Annotated in this window: 15 protein-coding genes; all 15 read right to left on the bottom strand. The window is 51.3% G+C overall.

Features of this window, described 5'->3' with window-relative positions; translation table 11 throughout:
- Positions 1 to 12: 12 nt before the first annotated feature.
- Positions 13 to 3,603, bottom strand: coding sequence for a response regulator (locus CLFS41_RS14425; RefSeq protein ID WP_045092642.1), 3,591 nt, complete (start codon positions 3,601 to 3,603; stop codon positions 13 to 15).
- Positions 3,604 to 4,010: 407 nt separating this feature from the next.
- Positions 4,011 to 4,985, bottom strand: coding sequence for an ROK family protein (locus CLFS41_RS14420; RefSeq protein WP_045092641.1), 975 nt, complete (start codon positions 4,983 to 4,985; stop codon positions 4,011 to 4,013).
- A complete protein-coding gene (gene rpiB / locus CLFS41_RS14415) occupies positions 4,978 to 5,442 on the bottom strand; it encodes a ribose 5-phosphate isomerase B (protein WP_007870960.1) in 465 nt (154 codons plus the stop codon). Before rpiB ends, CLFS41_RS14420 begins: the two co-directional genes overlap by 8 nt.
- 130 nt (positions 5,443 to 5,572) lie before the next feature.
- Positions 5,573 to 6,649 carry a D-allose transporter substrate-binding protein gene (gene alsB, locus CLFS41_RS14410; protein ID WP_045092640.1) on the bottom strand — a complete coding sequence of 359 codons (1,077 nt, stop codon included), beginning with the start codon at positions 6,647 to 6,649 and terminating at the stop codon, positions 5,573 to 5,575.
- Between the two features lie 103 nt (positions 6,650 to 6,752).
- The gene (gene alsK / locus CLFS41_RS14405; RefSeq protein WP_007870954.1) at positions 6,753 to 7,661 is read right to left on the bottom strand and encodes an allose kinase; all 909 of its coding nucleotides are present in this window, start codon (positions 7,659 to 7,661) and stop codon (positions 6,753 to 6,755) included.
- Positions 7,662 to 7,673: 12 nt separating this feature from the next.
- The gene (alsE, locus tag CLFS41_RS14400; protein ID WP_007870952.1) at positions 7,674 to 8,351 is read right to left on the bottom strand and encodes a D-allulose 6-phosphate 3-epimerase; all 678 of its coding nucleotides are present in this window, start codon (positions 8,349 to 8,351) and stop codon (positions 7,674 to 7,676) included.
- Positions 8,352 to 8,365: 14 nt separating this feature from the next.
- Positions 8,366 to 9,334: a D-allose ABC transporter permease gene (alsC, locus tag CLFS41_RS14395; protein WP_007870950.1), complete on the bottom strand. Its 969-nt coding sequence runs from the start codon at positions 9,332 to 9,334 to the stop codon at positions 8,366 to 8,368.
- Positions 9,335 to 9,351: 17 nt separating this feature from the next.
- Positions 9,352 to 10,872: an ATP-binding cassette domain-containing protein gene (locus CLFS41_RS14390; RefSeq protein ID WP_007870948.1), complete on the bottom strand. Its 1,521-nt coding sequence runs from the start codon at positions 10,870 to 10,872 to the stop codon at positions 9,352 to 9,354.
- Between the two features lie 48 nt (positions 10,873 to 10,920).
- On the bottom strand, positions 10,921 to 11,919 hold the full coding sequence (locus CLFS41_RS14385; protein ID WP_045092639.1) for a LacI family DNA-binding transcriptional regulator: 999 nt from the start codon (positions 11,917 to 11,919) through the stop codon (positions 10,921 to 10,923).
- A gap of 288 nt (positions 11,920 to 12,207) precedes the next feature.
- Positions 12,208 to 13,206: a LacI family DNA-binding transcriptional regulator gene (locus CLFS41_RS14380; RefSeq protein WP_045092638.1), complete on the bottom strand. Its 999-nt coding sequence runs from the start codon at positions 13,204 to 13,206 to the stop codon at positions 12,208 to 12,210.
- Positions 13,207 to 13,416: 210 nt separating this feature from the next.
- Complete coding sequence (locus CLFS41_RS14375; RefSeq protein ID WP_007870940.1) at positions 13,417 to 14,034, bottom strand: 4Fe-4S binding protein; 618 nt, start codon at positions 14,032 to 14,034, stop codon at positions 13,417 to 13,419.
- Positions 14,035 to 14,201: 167 nt separating this feature from the next.
- Positions 14,202 to 14,900 carry a carboxymuconolactone decarboxylase family protein gene (locus CLFS41_RS14370; protein ID WP_045092637.1) on the bottom strand — a complete coding sequence of 233 codons (699 nt, stop codon included), beginning with the start codon at positions 14,898 to 14,900 and terminating at the stop codon, positions 14,202 to 14,204.
- A gap of 39 nt (positions 14,901 to 14,939) precedes the next feature.
- The gene (locus CLFS41_RS14365) at positions 14,940 to 15,959 is read right to left on the bottom strand and encodes an aldo/keto reductase (protein WP_045092636.1); all 1,020 of its coding nucleotides are present in this window, start codon (positions 15,957 to 15,959) and stop codon (positions 14,940 to 14,942) included.
- 52 nt (positions 15,960 to 16,011) lie between these two features.
- On the bottom strand, positions 16,012 to 16,680 hold the full coding sequence (locus CLFS41_RS14360; protein ID WP_045092635.1) for a DUF4405 domain-containing protein: 669 nt from the start codon (positions 16,678 to 16,680) through the stop codon (positions 16,012 to 16,014).
- 34 nt (positions 16,681 to 16,714) lie between these two features.
- Positions 16,715 to 18,169, bottom strand: a complete 1,455-nt coding sequence (locus CLFS41_RS14355) for a flavodoxin (protein WP_082082589.1) — start codon at positions 18,167 to 18,169, stop codon at positions 16,715 to 16,717.
- Positions 18,170 to 18,176 lie beyond the last annotated feature (7 nt).

Below are 18,176 nucleotides of genomic sequence, written 5' to 3'. Positions count from 1 at the left end.
CTCCGATCTTGCCTATGACTCCTCTCTGCCCATTATAAAATCATACAAAACCTGGTACAGCCGCTCCGGTTCGATGGGCTTTGCCAAATGTGCGTTCATTCCGGCTGCTTTGCTCTTTTCCATATCGTCATCAAACGCATTGGCTGTCATGGCAATAATAGGAATGGTCCTGGCATCGGCATTACTCATATGCCGGATGTTTGTGGCTGCAGTGAGACCATCCATCAGCGGCATCCGGATATCCATCAGGATCGCATCATAAAAGCCCGGCTCCGCCTTGCTGAACATTTCAATAGCGCGGAGTCCGTTTTCAGCCGTGTCCACGGCAAATCCCCTGTGTTCCAAAAGGACAACAGCCACTTCTGTGTTGATGGCGTTATCCTCCACAAGAAGCAGGCGGCAGCCGGTAAAGTCGAACACGGCGGGCTTGTCCTCCTGATGGTTTTCCTCTTTTTCTCCCAGCGCCTTGGAAAAGGCGGAGATCAGTGAGGATTTAAACATCGGCTTGCTCATCAGCAGATTGACGCCTGCCCGCCTGGCCTCATGTTCAATGGCGACCCAGTCATAGGCTGTCATTATGATAATGGTGACCTCCGGCCCCGCAATTTCCCGTATGCGCCGGGCTGTCTCAATCCCATCGATGTCGGGCATCTTCCAATCCACCAGGATGATATCATAATATCTGCCCGATGCCCACAGTTGGCGGACGCGTTCAATGGCTTTAAGTCCGCTGTCCCCCCACTCCGCGGTGATGCCGATCTCCCTCAGGGTAGACACCGCGCTTTCGCATACGGCCACGTCATCATCCACCACCAGGGTTTTTAAATTAGAAAAATTATATGTCTGTTTTTTCTTGTTGTAACGAAGCTTTTCCTCCTCGGTGATCCCAAGCCGCACATCCACGGTAAACTCAGATCCGATTCCTTTGATGGACCGCACTGTGATCCTTCCGCCCATCAGTTCCACGATATTCTTGGAAATGGACAGGCCCAGCCCGGTCCCTCCATACAGGGAAGTAGTACCCATGGACTCCTGGGCAAACGGTTCAAACAGATGCGGAAGGAACTCATCCCCCATCCCAATCCCGGTATCATTGACAATGAAACGAAGTTCCGCTCCGCTCTTATCTTTTTTGCGAAGTTCTGCGGACAGGGTGACCTTGCCCTTCTCACCTGTGAATTTGATGGCATTGGACAGGATATTCAGCAGGACCTGCTGCAGCTTCATGGCATCCCCAATATAATAGTCATCCAGCACAGGGTCCGCGATACACTCGTATTCAACGCCCTTTGCCGCTGCCTGGGAATAGCAGATGGAATTGATCCCGCCCAGGAACTCCTCTGTAGGGATCTTTTCATTTTTCAGAAGCATTTTGCCGCTCTCGATCCGGCTCATATCCAGGATATCATTGATAAGTGACAGCAGAAAACGGGAGGCGATGCCGATCTTGGAAATACAGTCCGCTGCCTGTTCATGATCCCCGGATCCGATTGACTGCGCTGCTATGGCACTCATTCCGATAATGGCATTCATGGGGGTGCGGATCTCATGGCTCATACGTGAAAGAAAATCGCTTTTGGCCGCATTTGCCTGTTCTGCGGCTGCCAGAGCCGCACTTAGCGCATCCTTTTGCCTTTGTTCCTGCCGGATCACATCTGTCAGGTCGGACTGGGTCATGCATACCCGCCCCAATTCCTTACTGATATAGAGCAGCCGGAACCGTTTGACCCTGGCACAGCCATCCTGGATCAATTCCACGATAAAGGTATAGGAATCCTGCTGTGAAAGCTGCTGCTTCATATATTCAAAATCAAGTTTTTCCATAAACTCCCGCTGTCCGTCTTCATGAACAGCGGTTTGGGCGATCCGCCTGACCTCCTCCCCAAAATCACCCTGGACGGGAACCGTCATTTCCCAGTCACTGGACCGGCCCGCCAGCCGGTATTCTCCGGTCAAAAGATTGATCTCCGTTACAATATCATACCCCAGATTTGTAACACGGTTGAGCAGCTGCTCCTGTAATTTCTGCTCCGTAAGATCCAGGGTATAGAAAAAAGCAATGATATCTCCGCTTTCCATGTTCTGATGAAACCGGAAATTTGTGCTGCTCCAAAAGGCTCCACCGCCATTTCGTTTGCGGAGAAATTCAAAGTGGTAATCCGTCTTCCCTGCCGCAAAACTGGCTAACGCCTGCTTTCTGCAAAGGACGGTACGGATATGCTCACCATAACCGGGATCCACAGCGGAACCTGCCAGCTTTTTTATGGTTTTTTCATAGGAATCCCCCAGCGCAGCAATGGCGGTATCAGATGCAGCCATGTAGTTCTCCACCTTGTTCTGCGTGACATTGACACGGCCCTGGATGCTCCCCTTTGCCGAGGCTGCCTGAGCAAAATAGGCCAATTCCTTTTCATAAAGTTCCCGGACCCGTTCCTGCACCTGCTTTTCTTCGGTAATATCCACAAAAACGCCATAAAAATACTGCTCGCCGTCTTCCATGAACATCTGGGCTTTCAGGGATACCCATTTTACGATCCCATTCTTGCAGACTAACCGGTGTTCGTCCCGTATGGCGCCCTCGCGGCCCGTGTCCGCCGCGATCTTGCATTTCATGGCCTCCATATCCTCAGGGCAGACCACAGAGGACATCCGGTTCCCCAGGGCGGCAAATTCCTCCCTGGTATAACCTAAAAACTCATACAGGCCATCGTTTGCATCAGCAACCGTAAAGCCGTCATCAAACCGGCAGCGGAACACGGCGCCCGGTACATTATTATACAAGTGCATGATTTCAGCCTGGGCCTTTTTTTGCGCTGTAATATCAATGCACACCGACAGGATAGCCCGCTTGCCGTTCTCCGCTGTTGTCTCGCGGCCCTGGTCATGGACCCAGATGTAGGTTCCGTCCCGTTTCTTCATCCTGTATTCCACCGTATATTCACGGCCTTTGGCCATTTGGCGGACCACCTCCCCGTCCACCATGGACCTGTCATCCGGGTGGATGCAGTTTGAGACCATGCCGTGGATATCGGTAACAAATTCCTCCTCGCAGTCATATCCCAGGTACTCCAACATCCGTTTATTAACAAAATAAAACGGAAATCCCTCTTCCAGATACCCGCCCATCATGCCTCCGGGCAGGGAATCGTTAAGCAGTTCCTGACGCTGGCGGACGATGTTCTCCATAACCAGAGCACGTGGATAGTGCTCATCCCCCCGCTGGCTGCCTCCGGGTTCCGAAAACCACAGCGTGCAAAAACGCCAGAGCCCTTTGATCCGGACCAGGGTAAAAAATCCCCTCAGTCTCCAGCTGTACTGCGTATTGATGAGCGTTATCCCAACAGACAAGTTGCGTACATGGTCATTGAGTTCCTGCTCCTGATAGAGTGTGAGATTGACAGAAAAAGGCTCCGGGATTTCCCGGATGTCATGTTCCAGATATTCACGCATTTCCTGCAGTCCGTTGGCGAACTCATTCTCTCCCGTACCCACAAAGCAGACCTCATCCGCTAAAAAGGCATGGGCCTCCTCAGCGCTGCGATGCTCAAACCAGGCACGGCAAAATTCGAGCAGCGTCTCCCATGCTGTCATTGTACTCTTCATCTCTACCATCCTTTCCACATCCGGTTAATCGCCAACGCCTTTTGCATTTGTTTTGTACAGGACTTAAACGGCATGACGGATCATTTGTATTTTCAACTCATTTATGGAGTAAAATATCCTTTGTTTGATGATAAGAGGCAGGATAATCAGGAACCTGAATGGCCCGGCGAAATTGTATGCGGCGCAGCCTCTTTGAACCTCTGTCCATATTTGTTTATTATAGCATAAGCGCCTGAATCAGACAACATTCCTGTTGATAAAAGCTATCTTTTACTTCTCCTAATCCCTTGTACCCGAGTGACGGATCATAATATAACCATAGATATGCAACTCTGTCTATATTTGTATTTATTTGCTGTGATATAAAAAACACTTGAGTATAAAACCTCAAGTGTCAGCAGTTTCATCTATTCCTTTTCGCCTTTCCACCCGGCCAGCTGCGGCCTTCCCGCCACCAACAGTCCCCCTGCCAGCACCGCATGGTCCATGAGACTGCTTTCCACGATCTCATAATGTCCCCGGTCCGCCACAAAGGAATATTCATCCGTGTACTTCCTGATGCGCGAAAAGAGCGGTTCTCCCATCTTGGCAACACCGCCGCCTATGGCGATCCGGTCAGGTGCTGCGATGGCCAGCACATTGGCCAGACCAATGGAAAAGGTGGAAGCGGTCCGTTCCAGTTCTTCACGGCAGAACCGGTCATTCCTCCCCGCCCCCTCCGCCAGGTCCTGGCATGTGATCCTTCCGCCCTTTTTTGCAAGGACAGACCCGGCAGGGACATAGCCCGGAATATTCAGCCGTTCCTCAATGCTTTTCCCGGAACAAATCAGTTCCAGCCTGGTCCCGGCTCCCGGTACGGAGCACTCTCCCATCACGGCGCCTCTCCAGTCAGGAACCCATGTATTCCCCAGATAGCAGGCGCCGTAGCCTGATCCGTCATAATACCTGCGGTCGATATACAGTCCTCCGCCGATTCCGGTGCCGATATTTGTGTAGAAAAACCGGCTGCTCCCGGCTCCATTTCCCAGGATCAGTTCCCCGATCCCTCCCAGCACCGTATCGTTGACAATCACGGACCGCACATTAAAATGCTCCTCAAACCAGTCCTTCAGCCTGAAATCCTTCCATCCCGGCACCTGCAGGGAACACAGCACCCGGCCGGAACAAGACTCCAGAGGACCGCCAAACCCCACTCCAATGCCTCCCACCTCACACTCGTTCATGATCCGGCAGATATTTTCCCTGATCCAGGCCAGGATATCAGCGGCATTTGTCTTTTCGCCCAGTTTGACCTGTCTTACATCCAGGATGGTCCCGTCCGCCGTGCCCACCGCGATCTGCTGCTTTGTACCTCCTATCTCCACACCGATCAGCTTACTCATGCCATTTTGCCCCGTATTTTGCTTCGATTTCAGATATCATGTCCACACGCATGGCGTGTCTTCCCCCCTCAAACCGGGCTGCAAAGAATTCGTCCACGATCATCTTGGCCAGTTCTGTGCCCACCACTCTTGCGCCCATGGCAATGATGTTGGCATTGTTGTGCTCCACTGTAAGCTTTGCAGAATACGGCTCCGAACACACGGCGGCCCGTATGCCCGGCACCTTGTTGGCTGCCAGGGATATGCCGATCCCTGTGCCGCAGATCAGTACGCCCTTATGGATCTCACCCCGCATCAAGGCCTCCGCCACCAGACGGCCCGGCTCCGGGTAATTCACCTTGTCCGCCGGATCAGAGGGTCCAAAATCAATGCACTCATATCCCTTTTCCCGCAAATGCTCCATCAATACGTTCTTAAGCTCAACCGCCACATGGTCATTACCAAATCCAACTCTCATATTCCGCCTCCTGTATTTGTAAAATTCGTGCTATGCTCCGTCAAATTAATGCTTTGTTCCGTCAAAATTGTACTCTGTTTTGTTAAAACAGGGGCTGCATTGTCTGATGCAGCCCCCATCTCTCATATCATTATTGGAAATCAGCTGCGTTATCAGCAGTTACCAGAACAGACTCAACCGGGGTCTTTTCCGGGAACTTGCCAACCTCGCCCTTGGTTCCGCTTGCAACTGCATCGATCAGAAGATCCAGGCTGGTTGCTCCGATCTGTGCCGGATCCTGTGCAACGGTTGCGCTAAGTTCATTGTTTGCAATGGATGAAACCGCTTCTGTATCCCCGTCCGTTCCCACTACCATGATCTCGCCCAGCTTGTTGGCGTTGATCACAGCCTGGACAGCGCCCAATGCCATGCCGTCATTACAGCAGTAGATTCCCTTAAGATCCGGGTTCTGCTGGATCAGAGTGGACGCGATATCCATGGCCTTCTGGCGGTCCCAGTCAGCTGCCTGGCTGCTGATGATATCCATCTTACCGTCTGTAAATGCCTGCTTTGCGCCCTGTGTCCTGTCCTCGGAGGACTGGTTGCCGGATTTCCCCTCTATGATGGCCACCTTGGCTCCCTCGCCTGCCGTGTCCACAATGTACTGTGCGCCCTTGGCGCCCACGGCCACATTGTCGGTTGCAACAAACGCAACGCATGCGCCGCCTTGGTTAGCCAGCTCTGTCTCGTCAAATTTCTCATCCACATCCACGATGATAATGCCCTTTTCCGTTGCCTCGCCAATGCCCGGAAGCACATTTACGCTGGAAAGAGGGGCGATGGCAATTCCGTCATATCCCTGCTGGATACAGCTTTCCAGGATGGTGAGCTGCCCCTCTAAGTCATCCTCGCTCTGCGCGGAGTACAGGTCCACTTTCACGCCCTTTGCCGCGGTCTCCGCCTCAACGCCCTTCCACATCTTAACCCAGAAGTCCGTGGCCTGTGTTTTTAAGATAACCGCGTATTTTTTGTCGCTGGTGCCGGCGGAAGCTTCTTTGGCTTCCTCTGTGGATTCTGCCCCGCTCTCCCCGTCCTTTGCCGCCTCGGTCCCTGCTTCCTCGGTTTTTGCCGCAGCTGTTGTTGTCTCGGCCGTACCGCCGGACGTACACGCTGAAAGGCTTACCGCCATTACCACTGAAAGTGCTGCTGCTAACATTCTTTTCTTCATTTTTACCTCTCCTTTTTTATCTTGATTTTATTTTTCCCGTCCACGGGGGCATGTCTGAAGCACAGACTGAACGATAGCCCGGCCACGCTCCCTGACGTGAATTTCACTGTCTCTTCATAGCGTCAAAAGCCGCCAGTCCGCCGCCTGCCACACCGCTGGTCTGTGTGTGCTCCGGGAAAATGAATTCCAGGTTCTCCGATGGATAGGGATGGCGCGTTCTCTTTTTTACCTGCCGGATCAGATTGTCCATGGGGAAATCCTTCATGATCATGACGCCTCCCCCCATGACCACATAATCCGGGTCCAGGATCGTCACCTCCGTGCTGATGGGGTAGGCCAGGTATTCCACATACTCACGGATGGCAGGCTCATTTCCGTGTTTTGTGAAAATATCCCCGATCTCCGTCTCCGGGTAGTACTGGTTGCGGATCCGCTGCAGATGGGCGCCCGAGCACCGAAGCTCCGCGCACCCCTCGTTGCCGCAGGGGCATATTTCCTTCAGATGGAAGAAAGGCACATGGCCCAGCTCCCCGGACACCCCGTTCTTGCCAGCGTGGAAACGTCCGTTTACATAGATGGCGTTGCCGAATCCGGTGCCCAGATACATGCCCAGTATGGTTTTATCCCCTTCCGGGTCCAGATTATATTTCTTAATATCATGGCAGAGCAGATAGTTGACGTCCCTGTCCACAAACACCCGGATTCCCAGGCCTTTTTCCAGAAGATGGCCCAGGTCCACATTTTCCAGCCCCTTTAAATTGGGGGTGGAGTACACAAAACTCTTATCCTTGCTGACAGCGGACGGCACTCCCACGGATATGGCGTCCACCTTTCCTGCCAGAGAGTACCGTTCCATGTAATCCCTGATCTCCCTGCACAGGATCTCCACAGCGCCTTCCTTCAGCATGGACGCGCTGGATTTTTTTTCAAAATGGCTTAGCACTCCGTCCTTTGCCACGCAGCCCAGACGGAAATTGGTTCCTCCGATGTCAATCCCTATTACAAGTCCCATATTGCTCCCACCTTACCGACTTACAGCCTTATTAAAGTTATCCATCATTTTATCCCATGCTGTTGCAAGATCCGGGTCCAGATGAAACAGGCCGGATGTGCCTACGATAAAAACCTCTGTGCCGGCCTTTGCCAGATCCCCAAAGGTTTTCTCATTGCAGGAGCCGTCCACCTCGATCAGATACTTGTATCCCTTCTCTTCCTTCAGTACTTTAAGTTCGTTTATCTTATCCAGCATTTCCCTGATAAAGGGCTGTCCTGCAAAGCCGGGGTCCACGGTCATCACCGTCACCTTATCAAGCAGATGGATGTAGTGCTGTATGTAGGATACCGGGGTGGCCGGGTTCAGCACAACACCCACCTTGCACCCCAGGGAGCGGATTTTGTTCACAATACGGAACGCATCCGCGTTAATGGTCTCCGCATGAGGGCAGATGAATCCCGCCCCCGCCTTGGCCAGGGGTTCGATAAAATCATCAGGGGTTGTGACCATCAAATGGCAGTCCAGGGGGATACGGCACACCGGACGGATGGCTTTGCAGAAATCCGGGGACAGGGTGATATTCTTCACATAGTGTCCGTCCATAATATCCACATGGTAAAAATCAGCCCTTGTATTTAAAATCTGAAGCTGCTCCTTGATATTGAGCAGGTCCATGCACATCAGAGATGGGTTAAACATTGGTTTCATTGTAGTTCTCCTCCTTATTTCTTAGCTTTCGCTACAAAATGATCAATGGCCACGGATATGATGATCAAGGCTCCCATTACGATCTTCTGGTAACTGCTGGGGATCATCAGGGCCGTCATGCCGTAGTTGATAATACCGATGATCATGCCGCCGATCACAACGCCCAGGATCTTGCCCTTGCCGCCCATAAAGCTGGTGCCGCCAATGATGGTTGCCGCAATGGCGTATGTCTCATATCCCGTACCTGCCGTGGGCGCAGCCGCTCCCACGCGTCCCAGAAGCACGATGCCTGCGATTCCGGCGCAGGTTCCGGAGATCATGAATACCAGAAGACGGTGAAGGTTTACATTGACGCCTGAGTACCAGGCCGCTTCCATGTTTCCGCCCAGGGCGTAGATGTTTCTTCCCGCCTTGCATTTGGTGGTGAAAAACGCACAGAAGGCAGCCACGATCAGCGCAATGATCACAGGGACCGGTATGTAGAGAATACTGGCGCTCATGGTCCTTGTAAAGGATGCCGGGAAGCCGTAAATATTCCTGGAATTGGAGATCACAAGCATCAGGCCCTGGAAGATGGACTGGGTGCCCAGCGTGATGATAAAGGGATGAAGTCCGGTCTTATTGACCAGCATTCCGTTGCAGAAGCCGATAAACATGCCGATCAGGATGCCTAAGATAAGGGCCGGTATCACGGGGATGCCGTTTACCATCAGCATGGCGGTGAGCATACCCACCAGGCCTGCCACCGCGCCCACGGAAAGGTCGATGCCCGCGATCAGGATTGCAAAGAATTCACCCAGGGCCAGAAGGATATTTACCGCGCTCTGTTTGAGGATCTGCGGAATACTGTCCGGGTTAAAGATACTGGACGGTTTTGCAATGGTCAGCACCCCCAGAAGCAGCAGGAAAATGCCTATGGTGCCGTATTTCTGCCAAAGTACGCCGAAACTTGGTTTTGTTTTTATTTCCGTCTGATTATTCATGGTTCTTCCCCTCCTGATCACTCTTCACCGGTTGATGATTTTAAAATATTTTCTTCTGTTGCCTCACTGATCCCATAGGTCATGCGGATCTCGCCGTCCCGGAACACGCAGATGGTGTCGCACACGGACAAAAGCTCCGGCATCTCCGAGGAGACCATGATGACTCCCTTTCCCTGGTCCGCCAGCCGCCGCATGAGCACGTAGATCTCGCTCTTGCTTCCCACATCGATACCCTTGGTGGGCTCGTCAAATATGATCACTCTGGACTCGGCAGCCATCCATTTTCCCAGGATCACCTTCTGCTGGTTGCCTCCGGAAAGCTCCGTTATATTCTGTTCCACATCGCGGCACTTGATGTTCATATCCAGCTTCTGCTTTGCCGCGTATTCCTCCTCCGCCTTGTTGTCCACCAGGCCCACCAGACCGTTTGCCCTGGATGTCTTTAAAAAGGGGACAATGGAAATGTTCTGTTTAATGCTGAAATTGTTGAGGAATCCAGTCTCGCGCCGGTTCTCCGTCACCATGGCCAAACCGTTTTTGATGGCCTCATAGGGGGAGCGGATGGTCACTTCCTCCCCGCCGATAAACACCTGGCCGGAAAGCTTTGGCTCGGCTCCGAAAATTGCGTTCATCAGCTCGCTTCGGCCCGCTCCCACAAGGCCCGCAAACCCCACGATCTCCCCTTTTCTCACCTGGAAGGACACATTGCGCACCCGGCCGTCCTTCCGGTTCATGTTCCTGGCCTCAAAGATAACCGGTTCCCCGCTGAAGTCCTGGACGGATTCATTGTGGTAGGTTCCCTTGATCTCCCTTCCCACCATCATGCGGATCACATCATCCAGGGTGATCTCCTTCACGTTCCTGGTGCCCACATAGGTGCCGTCCTTCAATACCGTGATCACATCCCCGATCTCCTTGATCTCATCCATTTTATGGGAAATGTACACGATTCCTTTTCCCTCCGCCTTCAGCTGCCGGATGATCTCAAACAGATGGGCTGTCTCGGACGTGGTCAGGGAGGAGGTGGGTTCATCCATAATGATTACATCCGCATTGGAGATCAGGGCCTTGGCTATCTCGCACTGCTGCTTTTCGGAGATGCTGATCTCCTCCACCAGCTGGCCGGGTTTGCGCTTCAGTCCAACCTTATCAAGCACCTCTTTGGCCCTGGCCGTCATGCCCTTATAATCCACCACCGGGATTCCTCCCACCCGCTTTGTGGGCAGCTTTCCCACAAACAGGTTTTCCAGGATGGACAGCTCATTGATCACGCTCAACTCCTGGTAAATGATGCTGATGCCGCACTCATAGGAATCTGTGGGCGTCAGATGGGAAAATTCCTTCCCTTTCACTGTTATCTTCCCGGAGGTGGGCTGGTATACGCCGCTTAATATCTTCATCAGTGTGGACTTTCCCGCCCCGTTCTCTCCCATGAGAACGTGAACCTCTCCCGCCTTGATCTCAAATGAAATGTTGTCAAGGGCCCTGACGCCGGGAAACACCTTGGTAACACCTTCCATTTTTACTAATGTCTCCATAAATCCTCCTCTTTTCTTTTTGGCCTGCGCGGTACTTGCAGTCCATCCTCAGGTCGTGCCTCTTACCTCCAGTGTGACCGGGATAATCGTTGTCTTTTCACGGATCTCCTTCTTCTGTATCATCTTAAGTATCGTGCTGCCCGCGGCCAGGGCCATCTGCCTTGTGTCCTGGGTGATGGTAGTGATCTGGGGGCTGGTAAACCGTGTCAGGGAAATGTTGTCAAATCCCACTACCTTCACCTCCTCCGGTATCTTTACCCCGGCCTCCAAAAGGACATTGATACAGGCCAGGGCCATCATGTCGTTGGTGGCAAATATCCCATCGAAAAAACATCCCCTGGACTTCATGAGCCGGTCCATAACACTGCGCGCCTGGGCATACTCAGGAAAGCAACTCACTTCCAGCTCTTCGTTATATGGGATATTGCCTTCCCTCAGCGCCCGCAGATACCCTTCCTTTCTGTATCGGATGGTGGAGGCACAGCGCACATCCCGCAGCAGAAGAATCCTTAAACAGCCCTTTCGGACCATCTCCCTGGTTGCCAGATACCCGCCCTCCTGGTTATCCGACATGATCAGCATCTCCGCGTTCTTGGGCGCCCGGTCGATGTAAACCACGGGAATGTTCCGGATCTTACCTGTGTGCTTGATCTCATTCTGTCCCGATATGTAGACGATCCCGTCAATGTGCTTTTCGATCAGTCCCCGGATGTGCATATTCTCCAGCTCGTAGTCCTCGTTGGAATTACAGATCAAAAGAGAATATTTGTGCTTCAGCAGATAAAAATCCAGCTCCTGGATGATCCTGGCAAAGAATTCGTTGGTCACATCCGGTACGATCACGCCAATGCAGCGGCTTTTGTTGGTCCTTAGCCCGATGGCATTGGCATTGGGTGTAAACTCGCACTCATTCACTGCCTTTTTCACCTTTTCCTCCGTCTCTCTGGAATAGCCGCCGTTATGGTTGATCACTCTGGATACAGTAGCCGTAGAAACTCCGGCCCACTTTGCCACATCCACAATAGAAGGTTTCTTTTTTTCATCCATCCGCAGCCTCCTGTTTTACGTAAAGGTTTTCGTATCTTGTAACTGAATAGTAAACCTTTACGTAATAAAAGTCAATATAAAATGTTTATTTCTACTATTTTGACGAAATTAATATTGATAATTTGTGCATTATTTATATTAATATCAGTAAACGTTTTCTCAATAAGCGTAAAAAAAGCCTTCCCGCCTTACGGAAAGGTTTTCCTATTCATATAATTTCACCGAAGACCATGTGGTTCTTATGAGACCGTGTGGTTACGCGTACACTTATGTTGGGCCTGCATGCAATTATGTGGTCCCACGTGCGATCAGCCGCACCGGTATGATCGTTTTTTTCTTCCTGATCTCTTTTCCTTCTATCATTTTCAGTATGGTTTCGCCTGCATGGAGGGCCAGTTCCTTTGTGTCCTGGGCAATGGTGGTGATCTGGGGGCTTGCAAACTGGGACAGGGAAATATTATCAAATCCAACCACCCTGATCTGGTCAGGCACTTTGATCCGGTTCTCCATCAGCACATTGATGCATGCCAGAGCCATCATATCATTGGTAGTGAAAATCCCGTCAAAAAAACATCCCTTTTCCCGCAGCAGACGCTCCATCACGCCTCTGGTTTCCTCATATTCCGGAAAACAGCTCATCTCCAGCTCCTCGCTGAAGGATATGCCGTTCTCCCCAAGTGCCCGAATAAATCCCTCCTTACGGCTGCGGATCGTGGACGCATAGCGGATATCCCTAAGAAACAGGATCTTCGTGCATCCCTTGGCGATCAGCTCCCTGCCCGCCAGATATCCGCCCGTCTCATTGTCGGAAAGGATCAGAACCTCCGCGTTCTTGGGCGCCCGGTCGATGTAGACAATGGGTAGGTTCTTGATCTCGCTGATCTCTTTGATCTCATTCTGTCCCGATATATAGATGATTCCGTCCACATGCTTTTCAGCCAGTCCCTTGATATGCATGTTCTCCAGCATATAGTCTTCATTGGAATTACAGACAAGAAGGGAATAGCGCCGGCTTAAAAGAAAGGTATCCAATTCCCGTATGATTCTGGCAAAAAATTCATTGGTGATGTCCGGGACAATGACGCCTATACTGTTGCTGCGGTTGGTCCGCAGGCCAATGGCATTGACATTAGGTGTAAATCCGCACTCTTCTATGGTCTTTCTGACCCGTTCTTCCGTCTCCTTGGAATATCCACCATTTTGGTTGATGACCCTGGAGACAGTTGCGATGGAAACCCCGGCCTTTTTTGCCACATCGATAATGGATACCCTTTTATTGCTTTCCATACATCCCTCTCATTCTTACACCTTCGGGGTGCAATTTACTCTCACCCTTTATTATAATGCCGATTCCGGACATGTCAAGCACCATGCTGGATATCCCAGGCCTGTTGCTTCAAGAAGCATCGGCGCCTGTTCAGTGAATTTATGATAGAAATAGGAAGGATGGACAGTCTGGCGGGCTTGTCAAACAGGATTATCAGTCCTTATATAAGTTTAAATTTCTGTTCTCTGCCGGCTTATAGTCTGCTTTGGGCAGATCTGCGCACACTGTCCGCAGTGCAGGCATTGGTTCTGGTTGATTACTGCCGGCTTTCTGCTGATGTCAATGCATTTTTGAGGACAGACTGAATAGCATAATTTACATCCGATACATTCCACGCCCACAACATAACATGTCTGTATCGCATTCGGCCTTCCGATCAATATGGGTTTCCTGACCACATGTGAGGGGATACTGATATCAAAATACTCTCCCTGGGCCTCGAAAAGCCGGAACACCTCCAGTGCACTCCGGGTGTGGGATGGATATATCTGCTGCATATACGAATTTTTTTCAAAAATCTCATCCAGTTTTTCATTGCCTATATTTTCAATTTTTCCGCGGAGTGTTACGGATTTTTTATCCTTAGCAGCAGAAACAGCTGCGAACTTCTGCTCCATAAGCTGTGCATAAAAGGCTTTTCCCTTTGCTGTGAGAAAATAGACCCCTCTTTCATCCCAAAGCATCATGTCTATTACACGGGTCTGGGGATGTCCGTCTGTTCCAATGGTGGCAATGATGGCGGAATGCATATCCTCCACCAAGATTTTTAAGTACTGATCTCCTGTCATTTCCGCTTCCTCCTGGATCCTTTAGCATATATAGCTATGATTCCCTTCTATGTTCCTCATGCAACTATCATAGGACCGGACAGGCGGATTGTAAAGTAAGCACAATTTTGTGCCATAGTTACCTGGGAGATACTGTTAAATCACAAAAATCCCGTTATTCCCCTCTGTCATTTCCCTTCCGCCGCCTTATTCACGCAAGTGATGGCATTTAAGCTGCGCGGATAGCCAATATAGGGTAAACACTGTGAGATTACTTTCATCAAATATTCCTTTGTATTGCCAAGCCGCATATTAGCCGCCCCATGACTGATCAGCTGGGGCTCGCATCCGCCCTGGGCCGCCAGGAAACAAAATGTGATCAGTTCCCTCTGGGCCAGATTCAGACCCTTGCGTGTATAGTAATCCCCAAAGCAGTTTGCGGCAAGCCATCGGTTTATATGTCCCTTTTTCCAAAAGTCCCGCATCCCTTCGCCAAAGATATCCACCTGCGCCTGGGAACCTCTTTCCAGGCGGTCTTCCAACGTGGTGGTGGCCTGCGCCTCAAGGGGCAGGGAAATGCCCCGGCTTTTAAGCACTTCATTAACCACTGTCAAGAATCCCAGCATCCGTCCCAGACCAACATAATCTGTGGACTGGTAAAGGATCTCTTTTATCATTACCGTTGTCAGCCCTCCGTCAAGGGCTGACGGAAGGAGTTCACGGAAAAGTTCAACACCCTGGCATCCAATCAATGAGGCCAGGATTACCATGGAGCGTACCGGTTCTTCCAGCTGCTGTCCCTCCTCTTTTGTAACTTCCTCCCGTATGAAATATTCCACACGTTCCACAAATTCGGGATCCGTGTCATATAAACTTTTTATTTCCATCTTTCCCTCCTTAAATTCCTTGTCAGATCTTCTGTTCTCCTACGGACCAAAATGCTTGTCACTGATTGTCTCCGGCCTGTTCTGCGCCATGACGCCTGTCAGGCTGTGAGCCACATAGGCTTCTTCCAGATAAGTCAGCTCCTCATCGGTCAATTCCAGTTCCACTGCCGCTGCCGCACCCTCAATATGATGGAATTTCGTGGCACCCACCACCGGGGACGTTACCTTTGTCAGAAGCCATGCCAGCGCGATCTCTGTCATGGATACCTTCCTGCGGTCTGCCAGCTCCGCTACCCGGCTGATGATCACCTGATCCAGCTCAGTTGTCTTATCATATTTGAATCTGGCAAAAGCGTCCTCCTCCAGCCGCTTTGAGGATTCCCCCGGGTGCTTGGACAGCCGTCCTCCTGCCAGTGCACTGTAAGGAGTCAGTGCAATTGTTTCCTCCCTGCAATACGGAACCATCTCCCGTTCCTCCTCCCGGAAAATCAGATTGTAATGCCCCTGGACGGAAACAAATGTTGCAAAGCCTTCCCGTTGCGCCAGTGCATTGGCCTTTGCCAGCTGCCACGCAAAGCAGTTGGAGATTCCGATGTACCGGGCCTTTCCGGTTTTTACCACACGGTTTAAGCCGTCCATTATATCATAAAGAGGCGTTTGGTAATCCCACATATGGTAGATATACAGATCCACATAATCCATGCCCAGATTTTCCAGGCTTTTATCCATCATACGCCTAATATGTTCCTGACCGCTGACACCGTCTGCAATTTCTTCTGCAGTGCGCGGTAGGAACTTGGTGGCGATCGCCACATTACTGCGCCCTGCAAAATCCTTCAGTGCCCGTCCCACATACTGCTCACTTGTCCCGCTCTGGTAGGCGATGGCCGTATCAAAGAAATTAACGCCCAGTTCCAGGGCACGTTTGATGATCTCCCGGGAATGCTCTTCATCCAGCGTCCAGCTGTGCTGCCCTCTCTGCGGATCGCCGAATCCCATACATCCCAGGCAGATACGTGAAACAGTAAGGTCTGAATTTCCTAACTTTGTGTATTTCATAAATTCGTTCCTCTTTTCTCATTTCCTCACATATCCTAATGTCCGGTTTCAGTCAGCCGGCGCCCTGTTTCTTCCTGCCCGCCTTTGCCATATAGTAGGCAATGCAGGCCCACAGTTCCATCATGGCGATATATTCCGCAAAGAACCACAATGCCGGCTGGTCATAATCAAAGAACACAAATAGGTTCCTGAGCAGCATATAGGAAAGCAGGTCGTTTTTCACAAATGCCCATGCGCCGTAGGCTGCAGCTGCCCCTGCCAGGATCTTCCACACAATGCCTTTCCCTATTCCAGGCAGCATTTTCCGTATCATCCCCATGATCATGCCCCAATGAAGTCCCAGGTGTACGGACATCAGCAGGAACGCCCAGTAAGCGCCTGCCATATGCATATTCCTTCCAAGCTCCATCCCTCCATGGATGGGCAGCCATGCAAATACATACCGCGACAAGATCAGGCTGCTTACCATCAGAGATGCCATTGCTGACAGCAACAGCAGATTAACAAGTGTATGGAACATGCGGTAAATGGTATACCTTCCTTTTATCAGGCCACGGTACCAGGAAATGTTCAGGAAATTGTGCAGGAGAAACAGTGCAAACATCCCCATACCCAGCCATTCATGGGCGGTTTCACCGGTAATCATATAGCCCATGAGTAAAAGCAGCAGTACGGTCATAAGGATATCAACTATAATCTTCAGTTTCATTTTCCGGTTCATGAGCAGTCTCCTTTCGCTTTGCTTATGTCTGCTTTCATTGATAGGAGACGCCGTTTTGTTCCAGCCAGTTCTCCACTTCACCGGTCAGGGAGGTCCCGCCGGAATAGTGGACGGATAGTCCTTCACCCATCACAGAATCGGGCGCCAGCTTTGCGATCGCGGTCAGGCTTTGTCCGAACCTCCCGCCGCCATGGCTGCAGAAAGGAATGATGGTTTTTCCTGAGAGATCATATTCTTCCAGGAAAGCGGCAACAGGCATGGGAATGGAAGCCCACCAGTTGGGATATCCGATCAGCACTGTATCATACTGATCCATGTTTTCCACATGTTCTGCCAGTTCCGGCCTGGCCTGAATATTCTGATCGCGCTGCGCCTGCTCCAATACGGTATTGTAATCATCGGAATAAGGAGTGACACAGGTGATCTCAAAAAGATCCGCACCGGTTTGGCGCTCTATTTCCCCGGCAATCCCTGCTGTATTACCACCCCAGGAGAAATAGGCGATCAGCACCTTTTTGTCTCCTGCAGCCGTTTCCTGCCCTTTGGCGGTATCATTTCCGGCGTTTGCCGCGGCTGCCACGGTTCCCATGCCTGCCGCAGCGTTTCGCACCAACCGGAACCCGAGGTTAAAACTGCTTTTGTCCTGCGCTATGGCCGCCCGGTAAGCAGAACGCATATTTTTTGCAAAATCGTTCCATCCCCCGCCCCGGTATACTTTCAGAGTGCCGTCTGCCGGCCCTGATGGGTCGGTCTGTTCCCCGGTATCATATGCGCCGTAATGATCCCAGACCCATTCGCCTACATTTCCATGCATATCATACAAACCAAAGGCATTGGGTGAAAAGCTGCCCACAGATACTGTGGTCTGCCTGTATTCCCCCGGCTTTGTATCCAGGTTGCCCTGGGAAAAATAGTTGTCTTCTATCATGTATGGATAGTAACCGTAATAATTGGCCTCCTCTGCGCTGATGGAGGTCTCTGTGTTAAAGGGAGTGAGGGTTCCTGCCCGGCAGGCATATTCCCATTCCGCTTCCGTGGGAAGTCGGTAGCCGTCAGCGCCGCGGTCCCATGTAATGTTCTGTTCTTCCACCGTATAGGCTGGCGCCAGCCCTTCGGCCCGGCTGCGTGCATTGCAGTAATAGACCGCATCCAGCCATGTGACATTTTCCACGGGCAGATCATTTCCGGAAAAGCTGCTGGGATTCTGTCCGGTTATCTGCTCATATTCTTTCTGGGTCACTTCATATTGACCCATATAAAAACCGCTTACCGTTACGGTGTGCTGTACCTCGTCATTGCTGCGCCAGTTCTCCGATTCCGGACTGCCCATCATGAAGGTACCGCCCTGTATCCGGATGAATCCGTCCACGCTGCTTTGGTCTTTTGTCCCTGAAGGGCTTTCGGTCTCGGACCTGCCGCAGGCTGTCAGGAATACTGCCAGGGAGGCTGTCAGGAGCAGGGTTAAGACTGTCATGATACCTTGCTTCATCTGCGGT

Source organism: Clostridium sp. FS41, from assembly GCF_000954015.1.
Lineage (GTDB): Bacteria > Bacillota > Clostridia > Lachnospirales > Lachnospiraceae > Enterocloster > Enterocloster citroniae.
This window is presented reverse-complemented; position numbering and strand designations above follow the sequence as displayed.

What these genes read in the sequence shown, in the direction of transcription:
- CLFS41_RS14425 (WP_045092642.1), bottom strand. Translation starts at nt 3,603, where the DNA reads ATGAAGAGTACAATGACAGCATGGGAGACGCTGCTCGAATTTTGCCGT.
- CLFS41_RS14420 (WP_045092641.1), bottom strand. Translation starts at nt 4,985, where the DNA reads ATGAGTAAGCTGATCGGTGTGGAGATAGGAGGTACAAAGCAGCAGATC.
- rpiB (WP_007870960.1), bottom strand. Translation starts at nt 5,442, where the DNA reads ATGAGAGTTGGATTTGGTAATGACCATGTGGCGGTTGAGCTTAAGAAC.
- alsB (WP_045092640.1), bottom strand. Translation starts at nt 6,649, where the DNA reads ATGAAGAAAAGAATGTTAGCAGCAGCACTTTCAGTGGTAATGGCGGTA.
- alsK (WP_007870954.1), bottom strand. Translation starts at nt 7,661, where the DNA reads ATGGGACTTGTAATAGGGATTGACATCGGAGGAACCAATTTCCGTCTG.
- alsE (WP_007870952.1), bottom strand. Translation starts at nt 8,351, where the DNA reads ATGAAACCAATGTTTAACCCATCTCTGATGTGCATGGACCTGCTCAAT.
- alsC (WP_007870950.1), bottom strand. Translation starts at nt 9,334, where the DNA reads ATGAATAATCAGACGGAAATAAAAACAAAACCAAGTTTCGGCGTACTT.
- CLFS41_RS14390 (WP_007870948.1), bottom strand. Translation starts at nt 10,872, where the DNA reads ATGGAGACATTAGTAAAAATGGAAGGTGTTACCAAGGTGTTTCCCGGC.
- CLFS41_RS14385 (WP_045092639.1), bottom strand. Translation starts at nt 11,919, where the DNA reads ATGGATGAAAAAAAGAAACCTTCTATTGTGGATGTGGCAAAGTGGGCC.
- CLFS41_RS14380 (WP_045092638.1), bottom strand. Translation starts at nt 13,206, where the DNA reads ATGGAAAGCAATAAAAGGGTATCCATTATCGATGTGGCAAAAAAGGCC.
- CLFS41_RS14375 (WP_007870940.1), bottom strand. Translation starts at nt 14,034, where the DNA reads ATGACAGGAGATCAGTACTTAAAAATCTTGGTGGAGGATATGCATTCC.
- CLFS41_RS14370 (WP_045092637.1), bottom strand. Translation starts at nt 14,900, where the DNA reads ATGGAAATAAAAAGTTTATATGACACGGATCCCGAATTTGTGGAACGT.
- CLFS41_RS14365 (WP_045092636.1), bottom strand. Translation starts at nt 15,959, where the DNA reads ATGAAATACACAAAGTTAGGAAATTCAGACCTTACTGTTTCACGTATC.
- CLFS41_RS14360 (WP_045092635.1), bottom strand. Translation starts at nt 16,680, where the DNA reads ATGAACCGGAAAATGAAACTGAAGATTATAGTTGATATCCTTATGACC.
- CLFS41_RS14355 (WP_082082589.1), bottom strand. Translation starts at nt 18,169, where the DNA reads ATGAAGCAAGGTATCATGACAGTCTTAACCCTGCTCCTGACAGCCTCC.